Below are 17,775 nucleotides of genomic sequence, written 5' to 3'. Positions count from 1 at the left end.
AAAAAACCGCAGTTTTCACTGCGGTTTTTATTTATCGTTCTACCACTGTTGTATGATTTTTTTTGTCATGCCAAGGTGGATTGGTAAACGTAAGATATTGCACACCAGCATAGAGGGGGTATAACCCTAATGTGGCAATACATAGATAAATCTTATCAAACTCACGCTTTAAATAACGTTGCTTTGTCAGCAGCTCATCATCGCTAGATATCACTTTCACACTTAACAAAGCACGTGATAGTGAAGTGCCGAGTAACCGATAACACAACCAGTGATACCCCATAAAGACACCAATAAATAAAGCCATGATGCCGATAATTAACAGTAACAATACTGGTAGCGCCATCGTATCGTTAAATGATAACGATACTCCTGCACCATTGGTAATATAACCAACCATACCAAGGAAGATATCTTTGACGATCATTGCAAACATCTGCACGATAGCCATATCAATCATAAATGTACCGACACGTCTGTATTTCAATGAAAAGCTGCTCATTGCCTAATTATTTACCAAGTTTTGAATTGATTTGAGCTTTAAATCCAGCCGCTTGCGCACCGTAGATAGCTTGGATACCCGTACCACCGACTTTTACTAAACCTTTAGCACCTAAGTTCTCAGTCCAGTATTTATTATCTTTAACAAGCTCACCGTCTTTAACAGTGATACGTAGACGTGTAATACATGCATCAACATCAACAATGTTGTCTTTACCACCTAATGCTTCAATCATTTCATCGATTTGGCTGTCATCAGAACCACTCGCTTTTGCTGCTTGGTAATCTTTCTTACGTACAACCGCAACAGCGCTTCCTTTACGACCCGGTGTCTTGATATCAAACTTCAGAATAAACCAGCGGAATAACAAGAAGTATACAGGACCATAAATTAACCCTAGTAGTGGAATGTAGTACCAGTGGTTTTCAGTTCCGGTTAGGCCAGGAAGCATACCGAATAGTGCGAAGTCAATAAAACCACCACTGAACGTCATACCAACTTTCACGTTTAGTAAGTCCATAATCATGAATGATAGACCTGCTAGTGGCACGTGAATAAAGTAGTAAAGCGGTGCAGATAAGAATAGGAATGTAAATTCAATCGGCTCTGTAATACCTGTTAGGAACGCTGTTAGCGCAACAGAGAACAATAGACCACCAACTTCTTTCTTATTCTCTTTATCTGCCAATGTGTACATTGCGTATGCAGCTGCAGGTAGACCAAACATCATGAATGGGAATTTACCTGTCATGAAGTTAGTGGAAGAGAATTGAGAGTAATCACCGTTAGCTAAAGAGCCAAAGAAGATATTTTGTGTCCCTTTATAAACATGACCCGCAATTTCAGCAGTACCGCCAATCTCTGTCTGCCATAAAGGAAGATAGAATACGTGGTGTAGACCAACAGGGATAAGCGCACGTTCAATAATTCCGAAGATGAAAGAAGCAATATAACCGTGACCAGATGCCGTCATTTCACCTAATGTTGCCCCGATAGAACCAAATGCTGCACCGATGTAAGGCCAAATGAATACAAGCGCAATACCGTAGAATAATGCAGAGAACGCACTAACGATAGGAACGAAACGTGCACCACCAAAGAAACCTAAGAACTCAGGAAGCTTAACATCATGGTATTTGTTATGAAGAACAACGGTAATACCACCAGCGATAAGGCCACCGAATACACCCATACTTAGTGTGTTGTGAATACCTAACACATCAGCTAACACCCCCGCATAATGGTTGCCCATTAGGATTACAGTGTTATTTGTTGTATCAACCATGCCAGCAACAGATAGCGTTTTCGCAATCGCAACATTCATTACTAAGTAAGAAATCGTTGCTGCTAATGCCGCTGCGCCTTTTTCAGCACGAGCAAAACCGATAGCAATCGCAAGCGCGAACATTAAAGGTAAATTTGCAAAAACGATACCGCCTGCAGCGGTCATAACCTGTAGAAAACTATTTAAAAGTGTTCCGTCTTGCAAAATACCAATATTGTATGCATCAATCATACTCTGGTTGGTAAAACTACCACCAAGACCTAGCATAATACCTGCAGCTGGTAGTAGCGCTATCGGCAGCATCACAGCTTGCGATAGTTTACTAAAGAAGGCTTTCATTACCTTATCTCCTCGATATGGGATCTAAACTTGTATCAAAAATAATTAAGACTTTGTTTGTCTTTGTAACCATTATTTTTATTACTTCAATAAGCGTAGTAATGAACACTCACACGAGACAAGCTCAAATTACCGAGGTAATTGATTGTGATAGTGAACATTTAGCTCCTGAGTACTATATTTACCTGAAATAACATAAACACTAACGACATACCCCCGTAGTCATAATGTTAGTATTCATTCCTTGTTATTTCGGCAGTAAGTATAAATTTCGATAATTAATATAACTTGATGATTGTCATATTTACTAATAGATAGTGATGAAAGATTCAGAATATATAATGGGGATCACATCGAAACAAATATATCAAAAAGCAGAAACAAACACGCAAGTAATTGATAACAAACAACTTAAAAATAATGAAACCTATTAAAATTAATAAATAAATCTCTAAAAAGTAACTTATGTAACCAATGTAACATTCGTTAAGTTAATAAAACTATTTATCGTTAGAGTAAGTTAATATGGATTGAGTCTTTCATATCTATATTCTAATTAAAACAGCGCCATATAATAATTTATAAATTAAAAATAAGAATAAATAATTCTTTTTATTAAAAGTGATGTAAATGAGAAAAATACCAGTGTTGTTGATACTAGAGAGGTTCTTGTTTTTGATATGCTGCCCACTCTATAGCTAAGCGATTTCAAATGCAGGTCGTTGTAACAAATTTAAATTTAAATGAAATAACACCGTATCATAACCAGTTATTTCAAAACGGTTAAGACAAAAAAATCCCGTAACTTTTGTTACGGGATTATGAGCTTTCAGCGAATAAGCTTAAACTTATTCTTTATGAGCCACTTTCTCTTCTGCTGTACGATAGTCAAAGAAGAAAATAAGTAGCATTGGCACAACGAAGGCAACAGCAATAGATACTGCATATATCCACATTGGGTGGAATACAGGAATAGTCAGTAGCGATGTAAATGCAAATGCTTGAGTTTTAACACTTCCATACATAGAACTAAGAATGGCTAGCGTAACACCACCAGCTAAACAGCCTGCAAGTAAACGTGGGTATACTTTCTTAAAGCGTAAGTGGATACCGTATAGTGAAGGTTCAGAAATACCACCGAATAAACCCGCAGCTAACGCACCAGAAGCTGTTTGGCGCATGGTTTTATCTTTCTCACGTAGTGAAATTAATAGTACACCCGCTGTTGCACCGAAACATGCAAAGTTCCAAACACCCATAGGGCCTTGAATGAAGTCATAACCTAATGTTTGAATATTCATCAACATTAAGGCGTTAAGAGGCCAGTGAAGACCTAACGGTACAAGGAATGGGTACAGTAATGGAATTAGAATCGCGAACACAAATGGTGCATGCGTATTTAACCACGCTAAACCAATACCTAAATACGTACCAATCCATACGCCTAATGGACCAATCAAGAACGCTGTTAGCGGAACCATGATGATCAAAGAAAGGAAAGGCACAAACACCATGTGTAGGTTATCAGGAATGATTTTCTTTAAAAAACGATACACTAAGGCCAGAATAGCGACCATGATTAACGGTACGAACACATTACCAGAGTAATCATTAAGCTGCATTGGTAAACCAAACACATGAGCAACATGAGAAACAGTCCCTAAGGTCGTATCTTTAATCGATGTTGTTGATGCAAGTGAGGTTAGTTTTTGAAAATCAGGCGTCATTAGAGCGCCCATGATTGCAGCACCCAACCAAGGATCAACCTTCAGTTTTTTAGAGGCGTTATAAGCAACCATAATCGGCAAGAAGTAAAATACTGAGTGCCACATTGAGTCAACAAAAACCCAACCAGCAGCCTTATCACCCCTAAAATCAACAATATGAAGAGCATCTAATACTGCACAAAGCGCAATAATTAACGACGCACCTAATAAAATACCTAAAATTGGACGGAACGAATCTGAAAGGTATTCAAAAAAGCCATCAACCCACGCGACTTTCCCACGTACACCACTAGATCGCATAGAAGCTTTGATATCATCATTTGATGCATTATCAGCTTTCGCTTCATTCGTGTTTGTTGTGCCGCTACCCGCTTGATCAATCAGTTGCTGTATTGCACTATGCATAGTCGCAACACCACCACCGACAACAATTTGGTAGCGTTCACCGCTTTGAGGAATACACCCCATTACTTCAGGAATGGCATCTAATGCTGCTTTATCAACAATAGAATTATCATTTAATTCAAAACGTAAGCGCGTTGCACAGCAAGTGAAGAATTTTATATTTCCTGCTCCGCCAACCCCTTCAAGGATCTTCTCAGCTGAAGACTTATTGCCATTCGACATAATTATTTACCCTTTATATATCTAAATGCATAACTGCAGAATGCCATTGACACTCACAGAAACATCTTTGATAACTCATTAATTTGATTAGTATAATTAGGATTTAATATAAAATGCTGTCTACTTTAATTAATTTATCTTTAACATCACCTAATGATAAATTGATTAAAGCATTCCCTGAAAGCATTACCCCCAATATTAATATTGCGCGTTTTTGACCGATTTCGCTAGAATATACGTAAATAACATCAAAAATATAGAACATTGATCACATTAATTAATGAAAAAGCAATAAACCGCTGATAATAAAGATGAAAAATCACTTTTTATTAAGTTTAAATGACAAATTTAAAACTGGATCGATACAATATTTTAACCAATAGTCATCATTAAAAGATCTGTGATATTTAACAATACAGAAAATACCCCACTTATTTATATCAGTACAAACAATATTAATTTCATTTTATGCTGAATATATAGGCTCAGTTACTTTTGTTACTTTTGTAATAATTAAAATTAACGATTTATATATATTTAGCCTCGCCTACACTTCCACCCAAAAAAAAGAGAAGCAACAGCTTCTCTTTTTTACAATCAATATCGTCAGTATTATTTCTTTGCTAAAGAAAATAGCGTAAAGAAATTTTCAGTAGTGGCTTGTTCAACCTCTTCAACGGAAACGCCTTTTAGCAACGCAATGTATTGAGCAACTTCACGTGTATAAGCAGGCTGATTTTGCTTTCCTCGGTATGGAATTGGCGCAAGGAACGGTGAATCTGTTTCGACTAACAAACGATCCAATGGTAATTGGCTCACCACATTTTTCAGATCGCTGGCTGTATTGAATGTTACAATCCCTGAAATCGAAATATAAAAACCAAGTTCAATCGCATCTAAAGCCATTTCAAGCGATTCAGTGAAACAGTGTAAAACACCGCCACACTTTTCAGCCCCTTCTTCGCGAAGAATACGCATTGTATCTTCACGTGCCATACGTGTATGGATGATAAGTGGCTTATTCAATTCAACCGCGACGCGAACCTGTTGGCGAAACATCTCTTGTTGAAGCTCTGCCGTATCAGGTTGGTAATGGTAATCTAACCCCGTTTCACCAATAGCCACGACTCTTTCATGTTGCGCAAAAGCCTTAAACTGTTCGTAGTTATAGCCAGACTCAACATCTAAAGGGTGGATACCACAAGAAGCAAAAACATTTTCGTAAGGGGCGATCATTTCCATCATTTTAGGAAAAGCGGCCAACGTTACACCAACAGAAAGAAAGTACTCTACACCTCTTTCTTTGGCTTTATTAAGTACATCATCAATCCCTGTATGTAACTTATCGTAATCAAGTTTGTCGAGATGACAATGTGAATCAACTAACACGGGCATTCCTCTTTTATCTCTGAATATGACTATCAATACAAAGCTCAATACTACGCTTAATCTTGAATAAAACCAGTTAGCCACTCTACAACTAACAGCTCAATATTCAACCCTGTATGCTGCTCTAGTTTACGGTATAGCGCATTAATTTTTCTTGATTGCTCAAGTAACAAAGCACTCGGAACCTGTGTAGCAACCTGTTGTACTGCCACTAAAGATTCATTATGCACAAAACTATTGCTTACACCTTGCTGATACTTAATACAGTCTACTAAAAAATAGCTTAGCCATTTTAATGTAATAATACCGTCTGCAGTACACATCGCGGTTACATCATAGATGCCAATATTTGGTGGCTGTAAAAACTCGGCAAAAGCTTTGATCAAATTAGCATGACGAATATTCATACCACTTTCAACAAACGCTAACGTTGACAACGGCGCACCACTATTAAGTCGAATAGATTCAACGTTAATAGATTGCATTAATTTATGCTCAACCCACTGCTTTACATTTGCTTCAGCAGGTATGGGTAAACGCCATTTGTTACAACGGCTGACAATAGTCGGTAATAAACTATCTAAACTTTGCGCTGTTAGAATAAACTGACAACCTTGCGGTGGCTCTTCAAGTGTTTTTAAAATCGCATTCGAACCCGCCTCTCCCATTGCATCGGCATGTTCAATTAAAATCACACGCTGACCATTTAAGTGAGAGGTTTCCGTTGCCCAACGGTTACACTGTCGCACCGCATCAACGCCAATTTGTTTGCCTTCTTGTTCAGGCTTAATAACATGAAAATCAGGATGACTATTGGCTTCAAACAATTTACAGCTATGACAAACATCACATGGCTCTGTTTCATTGTTTTGACACAAAACGGTTTTAGCTAACTGTCGCGCGAGGGCATCACGGCCACTGCCTTTTATCGCCAATAACAAAATGGCATGGTGAAGCCGCTTTTGTTCTAACAACTGTTGCCAATTCTGCCATAACGATTCTTGCCACGGATACAACATGTTATTGCTGCTCCAACCACGCATTCAGCGCAGACTGTAGATCTTCAGTAACTTTTTCTAAACTCTGGCTTGCATCGACAATAATGACGTTTGGCTGATTTTCTGATAATTCAAGGAAACGTGCACGCGCACGATGAAAGAAATCGACATTCATTTGTTCAATACGATCTAACGCGCCGCGCCCACGAGCACGTTGTAGTCCCAGTTCAGGATCGATATCCATATAAATCGTCAAATCAGGACGAAAATCACCCAATATCGTATCGCGTAAATTTTCCATTAATGCTTTATCAAAACCACGACCGCCTCCTTGGTATGCTTGGGATGACATATCATGACGATCACCAACGACCCACTGACCTTGGTTCAATGCAGGTTTTATGACGTTATCAACCAATTGAATACGTGCCGCATATAGCAGTAATAATTCAGCCATATCTGTTAATGGCTCATCGGGATGCCCTTCTTTAACCAGTGCACGCATTTGCTCAGCTAAGGGTGTACCGCCAGGCTCTCGCGTTGATGCAGGGTCATGAATACCATGCTGCGCCAATGTCGCGATAACTTGCTTTATCGCAGTACTTTTACCGGCCCCTTCTAGGCCTTCGATGACAATAAATTTACCGATCATTGTGACTGTTTTCTTAATGTTTTCAGGTATGCACGAACCGCACGGTTGTGCTCAACCAAAGTTGTAGAGAATTTGTGCCCACCTTTACCGTCAGCAACGAAATAATAGTAATTACTCGTATCAGGATCCACAGCAGCAAATACCGACGCTTTACTTGGCATTGCTATCGGTGTTGGTGGTAACCCTTTGATAGTATAGGTGTTATAAGGGGTTGGGGTTCTAAGATCTTTTTTAGTAATATTACCGTCATATTTATCCCCCATGCCATAAATAACGGTTGGGTCGGTTTGTAAAGGCATCCCTTTACGCAAACGATTCATAAATACAGACGCAACCAAACCTCGTTCTGTTGGCACAGCGGTTTCTTTTTCAATAATAGAAGCCATGATCAACACTTGATAAGGATCTTTTAAAGGTAGATCTTTCTCACGTAGTTCCCATGCTGTCGCTAACTCTTTGTTCATTGCTAGATAAGCACGTTTTAATACCGCAATATCCGAAGTACCCGCCGTGTAATGATAAGTATCAGGCAATAAGTAACCTTCAATTTTCGCGTTATCAATACCAATCGCTTTCGCAATTTGTGGCTCTGTCATGCCATCACTGACATGCTTTAATTCAGGCGCTGCTTGAATTTTTTTTAGCCATTCACTAAAACGCTCACCTTCAACCAAGGTAATTGAATATTGAAACTCTTTGCCCGAAGCAATCAATGCCAACACTTCTTGCAATGTTTTGTTTGGCTCTAGACCGTAAGTACCAGCCTTAATATCCGTTAACGATGGATCTAACTTTCCGACCCAGCGCGTCCATTGTGATACTTTGATCACTTTATCTTGTACAAGCTGATTAATTAACCCTCTAAACGATGTCCCTGGTTTAACTGTTAACATTACCTGCTCAGTATTAATAACGGGCAGATTTAGCTCATTCTTAACTTGAGTATATGCCCAGCCAGCAGCCCCTGCCGCTATTGCAGCAAGAATGAAAACAATAAGAATCAACTTCTTTAACACGTATATAGCCTCTTTTTTAATACGTCGAGTAGTGACTGTTCTTGATAATAGGTAGAGTCAATCGCCTTTATTGGCACTAACTCCATTAACGCATTGGTTATAAATACTTCATCGGCACAAAGCAAATCTGCCAATAAATAATCACCAAATTCTAACGTATATGGCAAAGTTGAAAGCAATGTAATGACGTGTCGACGCATTACACCCTCAACTCCCGATCCAGTTAATTCAGGCGTATAGACAATATTTCCTTTACGCCAGAAGATATTAGATGCCGTTGTTTCAATAACATGATTATTGGTATTGAGTACCACAGCATCCAACCATTGATTATTTTCGACTTCTTGTTTTAAAAGCACCTGTTCTAATCGATTTAAGTGCTTCATACCCGCAAGCATTGGACTGTAACCCAGTTGCTGCTGACAAACACCCAATATGATGCCTTTTTTCTGCCATTGCTCATAATGAGCTGGCCAATTGAATGCACTAAAAATAACTGTCGTGTCATTGCAACCCGTTGGACTATAACCCCGACCGCCACAACCTCGACTAATTAATATTTTTACCCCACCACGATCTGTAAATGTCGCCGCGAATTGTTCAGCTTGCAAGAATACTTGATCCCAATCAGGTTCATTAATCGCCAATTTACGCAACGTTTGTTGTAAACGATCAAGATGAAACCGCCATAACAACAGTTTTCCCTGTTTAACGCCTATTGTCGAAAAACAGCCATCTCCATATTGTGTAGCACGATCAGTTATTGTTAACTCTCGTTGCTTCTGACTGTTAATAAACGCCATCGATTATCCTTTTTTATGATAAAAAACAGCCCGATACCTACAAAGATATCGGGCTGCTAATCATATCAGGTTATTAAGCGATTTTCCTGATGCTATTTAGAGACAAATGTAACTACATTTTCTTAAATAATAATGAACCGTTAGTACCGCCGAAACCAAATGAGTTACACAATGCGTACTCTAGATTTGCTTGGCGTGCTTCACCTGGAACATAGTCCAGATCACAACCTTCACCTGGATTATCCAAGTTAATTGTTGGCGGAACCACTTGATCAACAAGGCTTAGAATTGTGATGATTGACTCAACAGAGCCTGCAGCACCTAACAGGTGACCAGTCATTGATTTAGTCGAAGATACCATCACGTTGTCAACCGCACTACCCATAGCGCGCTTAATACCTAATGTTTCAGCAACATCACCAGCAGGTGTCGATGTACCGTGCGCATTAATGTAGCCAATTTGGTCTGCATTAATGCCCGCATCACGAATACAAGCTTCCATCGCTAACGCACCACCTGAACCATCAGCACTTGGTGAAGTCATGTGATAAGCGTCACCACTCATACCAAAGCCTACAAGCTCAGCATAAATTTTTGCGCCACGCGCTTTAGCATGTTCGTATTCTTCTAATACAATTACACCAGCGCCGTCACCCAACACGAAACCATCGCGATCTTTGTCCCATGGACGAGAAGCCGCTTGAGGATCATCATTACGTGTAGATAACGCTTTAGCAGCAGCAAAGCCGCCCATACCTAGTTCTGTCGATGCTTTTTCTGCACCACCAGCAACCATAGCGTCAGCATCGCCGTAAGCAATCATACGTGCAGCATGGCCAATGTTATGAAGGCCTGTTGTACACGCCGTAGATATAGCAATGTTTGGACCGCGAAGACCATGCATGATAGACATGTGGCCTGCAATCATATTTACAATTGTCGAAGGAACAAAGAACGGGCTAATTTTGCGCGGACCTTTTTCCATAAAAGCTTGATGGCCAGCTTCGATTAAACCTAAACCACCAATACCAGAACCGATAGCAACACCAATGCGTGCTGCATTTTCTTCAGTAACTTCAATACCTGAATCTTTGAAAGCTTGTACGCCAGCCGCAATGCCATACTGAATGAATAAATCCATTTTGCGAGCATCTTTCTTAGACATGTAATCTTCACAATTGAAGTCTTTGATCATGCCGGCAAATTGAGTAGCAAATGCGCTTGCATCAAAATGTTGGATAGTACTAATACCACTAGTGCCAGACTGTAAAGCTTTCCAAGAAGATTCAACAGAATTACCAACCGGGGTAAGCATACCCATGCCAGTTACAACTACACGACGCTTAGACACGATTAATTTCTCCGGGAATTGAGGATAAAACAGGAATTAAAAAAAAACAGGCGGTCATAAAGACCGCCTGGATATATTCATTTTTATATTACTGTGCGCTGTTTACGTAGTCGATTGCAGCTTGAACAGTAGTAATTTTTTCAGCTTCTTCGTCTGGAATCTCTGTATCGAATTCTTCTTCAAGAGCCATTACTAGTTCAACTGTATCTAGTGAGTCTGCACCTAGATCGTCAACGAAAGATGATTCGTTTTTAACTTCAGCTTCGTCTACGCCTAGTTGCTCAACGATGATTTTTTTTACGCGTTCTTCGATGTTGCTCATACTAATATATTTCCTTAACAAGAATTCGCTAATGCGATTTGCTGTAGTTTATTCATTACGACAAAAGTTGCAACACTCATAGTGCTGGTCAAACCACGATTTTATCATAAAACTAGATCAGTTTGACTTGCGTCATTAAGTATTGCAAATCTTTTGATTAAATCATGTACATACCGCCGTTAACGTGCAACGTTTCGCCCGTTATGTAAGCAGCATCATCCGAGGCTAAAAATGCAACAGATGCTGCAATTTCACGCGGATCACCTAAACGACCTGCAGGTACATTTGCAAGTGTTGCTGCACGTTGGTCATCATTTAACGCTTTGGTCATATCAGTTTCGATAAAACCGGGAGCGACTGCGTTAACAGTAATACCACGAGAAGCTACCTCACGTGCCATTGATTTTGTGAAACCTAATAGGCCAGCTTTTGCTGCTGCGTAGTTCGTTTGACCCGCATTACCCATAGTACCCACAACAGAGCCAATGCTGATAATACGACCATTACGTTTTTTCATCATTGCACGCAGTACCGCTTTAGAAAGGCGGAAGATAGATGTTAGGTTCGTATCAAGGATATCTTGCCATTCATCATCTTTCATGCGCATCAACAGATTATCACGAGTGATACCAGCATTGTTCACCAAAATGTCAACATCACCAAAATCTGCTTTAATCTGTTTTAAAACTGATTCAATAGACTCAGGTGAAGTCACATTTAGAGCGAGACCTTTACCTTTGTCACCAAGATACGCACTAATAGCTTCAGCACCACTTTCAGATGTTGCAGTACCAATAACTGTTGCGCCACGCTCTGCTAAAATTTCAGCAATTGCACGGCCGATACCACGGCTTGCACCTGTAACTAGTGCAACTTTACCTTCCAGGCTCATTGTAAATCCTCTTTAAAGCTTAATGACTACTTAGCCATAGCCGCTTCTAATGAAGCAATATCATTAACTGCAGCACCGCTAAGTGCGCGATCAATACGCTTAGTTAGGCCAGTTAATACTTTACCTGGACCCATTTCTAATAATTCTTCGATACCTTCTGCAGCCATGCGCTCAACAGATTCAGTCCAACGTACTGGGCTGTATAACTGTTTAACGAGTGCAAGCTTAATCGCTGCTGGATCAGTTTCTGTTGCCACGTCAGCATTGTTAATAACAGGTACAGACGGTGCATTAAATTCGATAGTTTCTAGTGCTACTGCAAGTTTATCCGCAGCAGGTTTCATCAATGCGCAGTGAGAAGGCACAGAAACAGGAAGAGGAAGCGCACGTTTAGCACCCGCTTCTTTACACAGAACGTTTGCACGCTCTACCGCTTCTTTATTACCAGCAATAACAACCTGGCCCGGCGAATTGAAGTTAACAGGAGAACATACTTCGCCTTGAGCCGCTTCTTCACATGCTTTCGCAATTGCATCGTTATCAAGACCGATAATTGCAGACATAGCACCAACTCCAGCCGGTACTGCTTCTTGCATTAGTTGACCACGAAGTTCAACCAGTTTTACCGCAGCTTTAAAATCAATAACACCTGCACATACTAGTGCAGAATATTCACCAAGGCTGTGACCAGCAAGTAGCGTTGGTTGCTCACCACCTTGCTGCTGCCATACACGCCAAATCGCAACAGATGCTGTTAACAATGCAGGCTGAGTGCGTTGTGTTTGGTTTAAATCTTCTGCTGGGCCGTTTTGAACCAACGCCCAAAGATCGTAACCTAGCGCATCAGATGCCTCAGAGAACGTTTCTTTAACCACATCAAATTGTTCTGCTAATTCAGCTAGCATACCAACGGTTTGAGAGCCCTGACCTGGGAAAACAATCGCGAACTTAGACATTCGAGAATCCTTATTTATTGACTAATCATTAGTCGATTAATATGCATTAAAACTAATATATTGCTTATTAGTTTTAATGCACTAAAAATAAAAGCAAATCAGTAATGTTTAATCACTTGATTAAAACTTCACTAATGCTGAGCCCCAAGTGAAACCGCCACCAAACGCTTCTAGTAATAATGTTTGACCACGTTGAATACGGCCATCACGAACCGCTTCATCTAATGCTGTTGGGACAGTTGCTGCTGATGTATTACCATGACGATCAAGCGTAACCACAACTTGATCCATCGACATAGATAATTTTTTCGCCGTCGCTGAGATAATACGCATATTCGCTTGGTGAGGCACAAGCCAATCTAACTCTGACTTATCCATATTATTTTCAGCAAGCGTACTTTTCACTAAGTTCGATAACTGGGTTACCGCCACTTTAAATACTTCATTACCTGCCATGTAAAGCCACTTGTTGGCATCAAAATCTTTACCATGTTCTGGCACAGCTAGACTTAATAAACCACCAAAATGACCATCAGCATATAAATGCGTTGAAATAATACCCGGCTCTTCACTCGCACCAATCACAACCGCACCCGCCGCATCACCAAATAAAATAATGGTTGAGCGATCTTCTGGATCACAGCAATGAGAAAGTGCATCAGAACCAATAACAAGTACATTTTTCGCCATACCCGTTTTGATATGCTGATCAGCAACACTTAACGCATAAACAAAGCCTGTACACGCCGCAGATAAATCAAATGCAGGACAGCCCTTAATATCTAGCATACCTTGCACTTGGCAAGCTGCTGATGGAAATGAATGGCTGGCACTAGAAGTGGCAACAATGATCAGATCGATATCTTCTTTATCAATCCCCGCCATCTCAATTGCTTTTAACGAAGCTTGGTAGCCCATTACGGCAACAGTTTCATCTTCAGACGAAATACGACGTTCACGAATACCTGTTCGTGTCACAATCCACTCATCGCTTGTTTCTACCATTTTTTCTAAGTCCGCATTCGAGCGTACTTGTTGTGGCAGGTAGCTGCCAGTTCCTAGAATTTTGCTATTCATGAAGACTAATAGTGCCTCTCGAGTAGGACCTCTTCTAAACGGTCACTGATTTTGTTCGGTATTTGTTGTTTAACTTCGTAAACCGCTTCACTTATCGCATGAGCGAAAGCGACAGTATCAGCACTTCCATGGCTTTTAACCACAATACCGCGCAATCCTAACAGACTTGCACCGTTATACTGGTCGGGGTTCAACTGTTGCAAGCTCTCAAATAGCTCACTAAACAGCCATTTAGCAATAATGCGTCGAATTGGGTTTCTACCTATTGCACGTTTTATCCGTTCAATAAATAAGTTTGCGACCCCTTCGCTGGTCTTTAAACTCACGTTGCCAACGAAACCATCACACACTATAACATCGGCTTTATCTGAATAAAGTTGGTGGCCTTCAACGTAGCCAACATAGTTGATATCCGGAGATTGAATCAACATTTCAGCACAACGTTTGACTAAATCATTACCTTTGATCTCTTCTTCGCCAATATTTAATAATGCGACACGCGGCATAGCACCTAAGGTTTGTTCAGCAAGAACAGAGCCCATAACTGCAAACTGGAATAAAGTATCAGCATCGCAAGACACATTCGCGCCAAGATCAAGAAGCCATGTTGGATTTTCACCACGATTGGGTATCGCTGAAATTAATGCAGGACGTTCAACACCCGGAAGTTGTTTCAACACAAAACGTGATAATGCCATGAGTGCGCCAGTATTACCTGCGCTGACACATGCATCTGCTTGGCCTGCTGCAACTGCATCTAATGCCATACGCATAGATGAGCCTTTACTATGTCTAAGGGCTTGTGATGGACGTGTTTCGTTGGCGATAACGGTATCGCAATGTACGATCGTTAGCCTAGGGTGGTTAAGCTTATTGAGGAGAGTTAACTGCGCAGTGATTGCACTTAGATCACCGAAAAGAATAAGTTTGAGCTCAGGCGAATGCAACAGTGCCTGCACGGCGGCAGGCACTGTTACTTGAGGACCGAAATCCCCGCCCATTGCATCAAGTGCAACGGTAAGACCCATCAAGGTTCAACCTTACTTGTTGATAACCTTGCGGCCACGGTAGAAACCGTCAGCTGTCACGTGGTGACGTAGGTGAGTCTCACCAGATGCTTTATCTACAGAAACTGCTGCTGTAGTTAGGGCATCGTGTGAACGACGCATACCACGTGCTGCACGTGATTTTTTGCTCTTTTGTACGGCCATTAACCCTACTCCTGTTAAATTTAACTCTTAAGATTTTTCAATACTGCAAACGGATTCGGACGCTCATCAGCAACGGGGATCTCACCAAAAGACATGTTCTTCGAGCCAATTTTACAATCAGCATCGTCGTGCATTGCGACTTGTGGTAATTCCAGAATCAATTCGTCTTCAACAAGTTGAATCAGGTTGATCTCGCCATTTTCGTCGACGATTGTCGGCTCATAGGCTTCCGGTAACTCATCTACGGCTTCTTCGTTGCGAACCGGACTATAACAGAATTCCACATGAATATGGTGTGGAAATTCTCCCTGACATCGCTGACAGGTCAACATCACGTCTACATCTGCGATACCGCGGATGAAAGGAATACGACGTTGGTCAAGGTCAAAAGACAAGTTGACGTTTGCATCACTTATTACGCTCTGGGTTGATTCAGCTAGGCGAGACAAAAGATCGGCTTTGATGATGCCATCATAATCGAGTCTTTTTTGTGCTGTGCGTACTGGATCTACCTTTAGCGGCAATTTTACCTTTTGCATAGGGCGCGAATATTAGCCTTATAGTCTGTTTGAGTCAAAGGAAATGTGTGTGATTTAACAGCTTTTGACCAATTCTCATGCTGTGATGAAAATTACAAAACGCTTCGACACCACATCTCAGTAATAAAATTATAAATGTCTGCTACTCAATCACTTGATCGTGTCGGAACAATCGATGAAATAACACCCAACATAGCGCACAAAGCAACTGATATAGACGTATAATCATATGCAGTCGCTATCAATAACCCACATATATTTTGAACAATATGAGTCTTGTCATTAGTCTAATTGGGGATCTAACAAATTATGCGGGAACATACACCGAATTGTGGAATGAAACAACCGTAATACAACAATCTCAATTCAATATAATCCTAATAAAAGTTGCAGCAATCATAGTGAAACTTCCTATATCATTGTTCTATTAAAATTCACTCTAGATGTGTAGAACACTGTTATGACACAACCATTATTACTGGCATCAACCTCCCCTTACCGAAAAATGCTACTCGAAAAGTTAGCGATCCGTTTTGAAACGGCAAACCCTGAAACTGATGAGACGGTATTACCCACAGAATCCGCCCAAGAATTAGTCTGTAGACTCGCACAATTAAAAGCCAAAGCTTGTGCCAGCACTTACCCAGACTCTCTTATTATAGGATCAGATCAAGTTTGTGTGATTGATGGGAAAATCTTAGGTAAACCCCATACTGAAGAAAATGCTTGTAGGCAATTACAAGCCGCAAGTGGCAAAACCATTACTTTTTACACAGGGCTATGTGTTTACAATGCAAAAACGCAATCAACTCAAGTCATTTGTGAACCCTTTCATGTCCACTTTAAAACACTAACGACACAACAAATTGAGAATTACGTGAGAAAAGAACAACCTTTATATTGTGCTGGGAGTTTTAAAAGCGAAGGTTTAGGAATAGCACTATTTGATAAACTTGAAGGGCGCGATCCTAACACTCTCGTAGGATTACCTTTGATTGCATTAACAGAAATGTTAGCTAATGAGGACGTTTCTGTTTTATAAGACTTAGTCACTAACATTCGTGCAAAACAAAAGGCGAGACTATTTCCTCGCCTTTCACTTTGGTTACATTTGACGTAGTTTTTCCAAACAACGTTCTAAAACCGGTTCCATTGGCGCGCTAATATCCATCGCTTCATCCGTACTTGGATGCGTAAATTTGATATTTGCAGCATGAAGGAACAAACGCCCTAAACCTGTTTTTTTAGTGTAGGCATCAAAACGTGGATCACCATAACGATCATCCCAAGCAATAGGATGGCCTTCATACTGACAATGCACACGGATCTGATGCGTACGACCCGTTACAGGGCTAGCTTGTACCAATGTCGCCTGTGGGAATCGCTCTAATACCTTAAAACGCGTATCGGATGCTTTACCTTGTGGGTTAACACGTACAATGCTGTTTACTTCATTTTTTAACAAAGGTGCAGTGACTTTTCGGCAATTCGCTTTCCATTCTCCCATTACTAAAGCGAAGTAATATTTCTGCACCGTTTTATTTCTAAATTGCTCTTGCAATTGACGAAGAGCTGAACGCTTCTTTGCCACTAACAAAATGCCCGAGGTATCACGGTCAATTCGGTGAACGAGTTCCAAAAATCGTGCATCAGGGCGTAACGCTCGTAATGCTTCAATAGCACCAAACTTTAAGCCACTGCCACCATGAACTGCCGTTCCTGATGGTTTGTTCAGAATTAACATATGATCATCTTCATAGATAATGCAATGCTCTAATTCAGCGACTTTATTCAACTTGGTACTTACTGGTGCTTGTTCTTCTTTTTCAGGAACAAAAACCGGCGGTACGCGTACTAGATCACCATCCTGCAATTTATATTCAGGTTTAATACGTTTTTTGTTTACTCGCACCTCGCCTTTACGCAAAATGCGGTAAATCATACTTTTTGGTACGTTTTTAAGCCTAGCGCGGAGAAAATTATCAATCCGCTGGCCTGCAAAGTCATCGCTAATGTCGATGAATTGCACTTTAGGTTTATCTTCTGTCATGGGTTTGATTGTATCACGCAAATAAAGCAGATTGCCGCA

18 protein-coding genes are annotated in these 17,775 nt (G+C 40.5%); 1 reads left to right on the top strand and 17 read right to left on the bottom strand.

Translation table 11 applies throughout. The features are described from left to right. Nucleotides 1–31: 31 nt before the first annotated feature. From BTO08_RS03205 to yceD, 16 genes are all read right to left on the bottom strand, one after another. Nucleotides 32–487 carry an RDD family protein gene (locus tag BTO08_RS03205; RefSeq protein ID WP_242446227.1) on the bottom strand — a complete coding sequence of 152 codons (456 nt, stop codon included), beginning with the start codon at nucleotides 485–487 and terminating at the stop codon, nucleotides 32–34. Nucleotides 488–509: 22 nt separating this feature from the next. Beyond that, a complete protein-coding gene (locus BTO08_RS03200; RefSeq protein ID WP_105059863.1) occupies nucleotides 510–2,126 on the bottom strand; it encodes a PTS transporter subunit EIIC in 1,617 nt (538 codons plus the stop codon). A gap of 848 nt (nucleotides 2,127–2,974) precedes the next feature. After that, complete coding sequence (locus BTO08_RS03195; protein WP_105059862.1) at nucleotides 2,975–4,480, bottom strand: PTS transporter subunit EIIC; 1,506 nt, start codon at nucleotides 4,478–4,480, stop codon at nucleotides 2,975–2,977. Between the two features lie 612 nt (nucleotides 4,481–5,092). Further along, nucleotides 5,093–5,869, bottom strand: coding sequence for a TatD family hydrolase (locus tag BTO08_RS03190; RefSeq protein ID WP_105059861.1), 777 nt, complete (start codon nucleotides 5,867–5,869; stop codon nucleotides 5,093–5,095). Nucleotides 5,870–5,925: 56 nt separating this feature from the next. Next, complete coding sequence (gene holB, locus BTO08_RS03185) at nucleotides 5,926–6,888, bottom strand: DNA polymerase III subunit delta' (RefSeq protein WP_105059860.1); 963 nt, start codon at nucleotides 6,886–6,888, stop codon at nucleotides 5,926–5,928. 1 nt (nucleotide 6,889) lies between these two features. Beyond that, on the bottom strand, nucleotides 6,890–7,519 hold the full coding sequence (tmk, locus tag BTO08_RS03180; protein ID WP_105059859.1) for a dTMP kinase: 630 nt from the start codon (nucleotides 7,517–7,519) through the stop codon (nucleotides 6,890–6,892). Beyond that, on the bottom strand, nucleotides 7,516–8,535 hold the full coding sequence (gene mltG / locus BTO08_RS03175) for an endolytic transglycosylase MltG (RefSeq protein WP_105059858.1): 1,020 nt from the start codon (nucleotides 8,533–8,535) through the stop codon (nucleotides 7,516–7,518). Before mltG ends, tmk begins: the two co-directional genes overlap by 4 nt. Continuing rightward, nucleotides 8,529–9,338 carry an aminodeoxychorismate lyase gene (pabC, locus tag BTO08_RS03170; RefSeq protein WP_105059857.1) on the bottom strand — a complete coding sequence of 270 codons (810 nt, stop codon included), beginning with the start codon at nucleotides 9,336–9,338 and terminating at the stop codon, nucleotides 8,529–8,531. Before pabC ends, mltG begins: the two co-directional genes overlap by 7 nt. Nucleotides 9,339–9,450: 112 nt before the next feature. Further along, nucleotides 9,451–10,689 (bottom strand): beta-ketoacyl-ACP synthase II, encoded by a 1,239-nt coding sequence (fabF, locus tag BTO08_RS03165; protein WP_005368709.1) that lies wholly within the window; start codon nucleotides 10,687–10,689, stop codon nucleotides 9,451–9,453. An 88-nt stretch (nucleotides 10,690–10,777) separates the two neighbouring features. Next, complete coding sequence (acpP, locus tag BTO08_RS03160; protein WP_005368712.1) at nucleotides 10,778–11,011, bottom strand: acyl carrier protein; 234 nt, start codon at nucleotides 11,009–11,011, stop codon at nucleotides 10,778–10,780. Between the two features lie 157 nt (nucleotides 11,012–11,168). Continuing rightward, entirely contained in the window at nucleotides 11,169–11,903 is a 735-nt protein-coding gene (gene fabG / locus BTO08_RS03155; RefSeq protein ID WP_105059856.1) for a 3-oxoacyl-ACP reductase FabG, read from the bottom strand. Nucleotides 11,904–11,929: 26 nt separating this feature from the next. Continuing rightward, a complete protein-coding gene (fabD, locus tag BTO08_RS03150) occupies nucleotides 11,930–12,859 on the bottom strand; it encodes an ACP S-malonyltransferase (RefSeq protein WP_105059855.1) in 930 nt (309 codons plus the stop codon). 120 nt (nucleotides 12,860–12,979) lie between these two features. Next, on the bottom strand, nucleotides 12,980–13,936 hold the full coding sequence (locus tag BTO08_RS03145; protein ID WP_005368715.1) for a beta-ketoacyl-ACP synthase III: 957 nt from the start codon (nucleotides 13,934–13,936) through the stop codon (nucleotides 12,980–12,982). Nucleotides 13,937–13,941: 5 nt separating this feature from the next. Further along, nucleotides 13,942–14,967 carry a phosphate acyltransferase PlsX gene (gene plsX / locus BTO08_RS03140; RefSeq protein ID WP_181316917.1) on the bottom strand — a complete coding sequence of 342 codons (1,026 nt, stop codon included), beginning with the start codon at nucleotides 14,965–14,967 and terminating at the stop codon, nucleotides 13,942–13,944. 9 nt (nucleotides 14,968–14,976) lie between these two features. Continuing rightward, on the bottom strand, nucleotides 14,977–15,147 hold the full coding sequence (gene rpmF / locus BTO08_RS03135) for a 50S ribosomal protein L32 (protein ID WP_005368719.1): 171 nt from the start codon (nucleotides 15,145–15,147) through the stop codon (nucleotides 14,977–14,979). A 20-nt stretch (nucleotides 15,148–15,167) separates the two neighbouring features. Next, nucleotides 15,168–15,686, bottom strand: a complete 519-nt coding sequence (yceD, locus tag BTO08_RS03130; RefSeq protein WP_005368721.1) for a 23S rRNA accumulation protein YceD — start codon at nucleotides 15,684–15,686, stop codon at nucleotides 15,168–15,170. A gap of 460 nt (nucleotides 15,687–16,146) precedes the next feature. On the opposite strand from yceD, the gene BTO08_RS03125 reads away from it, so the two are divergent. After that, complete coding sequence (locus tag BTO08_RS03125) at nucleotides 16,147–16,728, top strand: Maf family protein (RefSeq protein WP_105059854.1); 582 nt, start codon at nucleotides 16,147–16,149, stop codon at nucleotides 16,726–16,728. A gap of 63 nt (nucleotides 16,729–16,791) precedes the next feature. Here BTO08_RS03125 and rluC read toward each other — a convergent pair whose 3' ends face one another. Then, nucleotides 16,792–17,736, bottom strand: a complete 945-nt coding sequence (rluC, locus tag BTO08_RS03120; RefSeq protein ID WP_105061301.1) for a 23S rRNA pseudouridine(955/2504/2580) synthase RluC — start codon at nucleotides 17,734–17,736, stop codon at nucleotides 16,792–16,794. Nucleotides 17,737–17,775 lie beyond the last annotated feature (39 nt).

It is taken from the genome of Photobacterium angustum (assembly GCF_002954615.1).
Taxonomy (GTDB): domain Bacteria; phylum Pseudomonadota; class Gammaproteobacteria; order Enterobacterales; family Vibrionaceae; genus Photobacterium; species Photobacterium angustum_A.
This window is presented reverse-complemented; position numbering and strand designations above follow the sequence as displayed.

Bases quoted from the DNA above. Each gene is read 5' to 3' on its own strand.
- BTO08_RS03200 (WP_105059863.1), bottom strand. From the start codon at position 2,126: ATGAAAGCCTTCTTTAGTAAACTATCGCAAGCTGTGATGCTGCCGATA.
- BTO08_RS03195 (WP_105059862.1), bottom strand. From the start codon at position 4,480: ATGTCGAATGGCAATAAGTCTTCAGCTGAGAAGATCCTTGAAGGGGTT.
- holB (WP_105059860.1), bottom strand. From the start codon at position 6,888: ATGTTGTATCCGTGGCAAGAATCGTTATGGCAGAATTGGCAACAGTTG.
- tmk (WP_105059859.1), bottom strand. From the start codon at position 7,519: ATGATCGGTAAATTTATTGTCATCGAAGGCCTAGAAGGGGCCGGTAAA.
- pabC (WP_105059857.1), bottom strand. From the start codon at position 9,338: ATGGCGTTTATTAACAGTCAGAAGCAACGAGAGTTAACAATAACTGAT.
- acpP (WP_005368712.1), bottom strand. From the start codon at position 11,011: ATGAGCAACATCGAAGAACGCGTAAAAAAAATCATCGTTGAGCAACTA.
- fabG (WP_105059856.1), bottom strand. From the start codon at position 11,903: ATGAGCCTGGAAGGTAAAGTTGCACTAGTTACAGGTGCAAGCCGTGGT.
- fabD (WP_105059855.1), bottom strand. From the start codon at position 12,859: ATGTCTAAGTTCGCGATTGTTTTCCCAGGTCAGGGCTCTCAAACCGTT.
- BTO08_RS03145 (WP_005368715.1), bottom strand. From the start codon at position 13,936: ATGAATAGCAAAATTCTAGGAACTGGCAGCTACCTGCCACAACAAGTA.
- rpmF (WP_005368719.1), bottom strand. From the start codon at position 15,147: ATGGCCGTACAAAAGAGCAAAAAATCACGTGCAGCACGTGGTATGCGT.
- yceD (WP_005368721.1), bottom strand. From the start codon at position 15,686: ATGCAAAAGGTAAAATTGCCGCTAAAGGTAGATCCAGTACGCACAGCA.
- BTO08_RS03125 (WP_105059854.1), top strand. From the start codon at position 16,147: ATGACACAACCATTATTACTGGCATCAACCTCCCCTTACCGAAAAATG.
- rluC (WP_105061301.1), bottom strand. From the start codon at position 17,736: ATGACAGAAGATAAACCTAAAGTGCAATTCATCGACATTAGCGATGAC.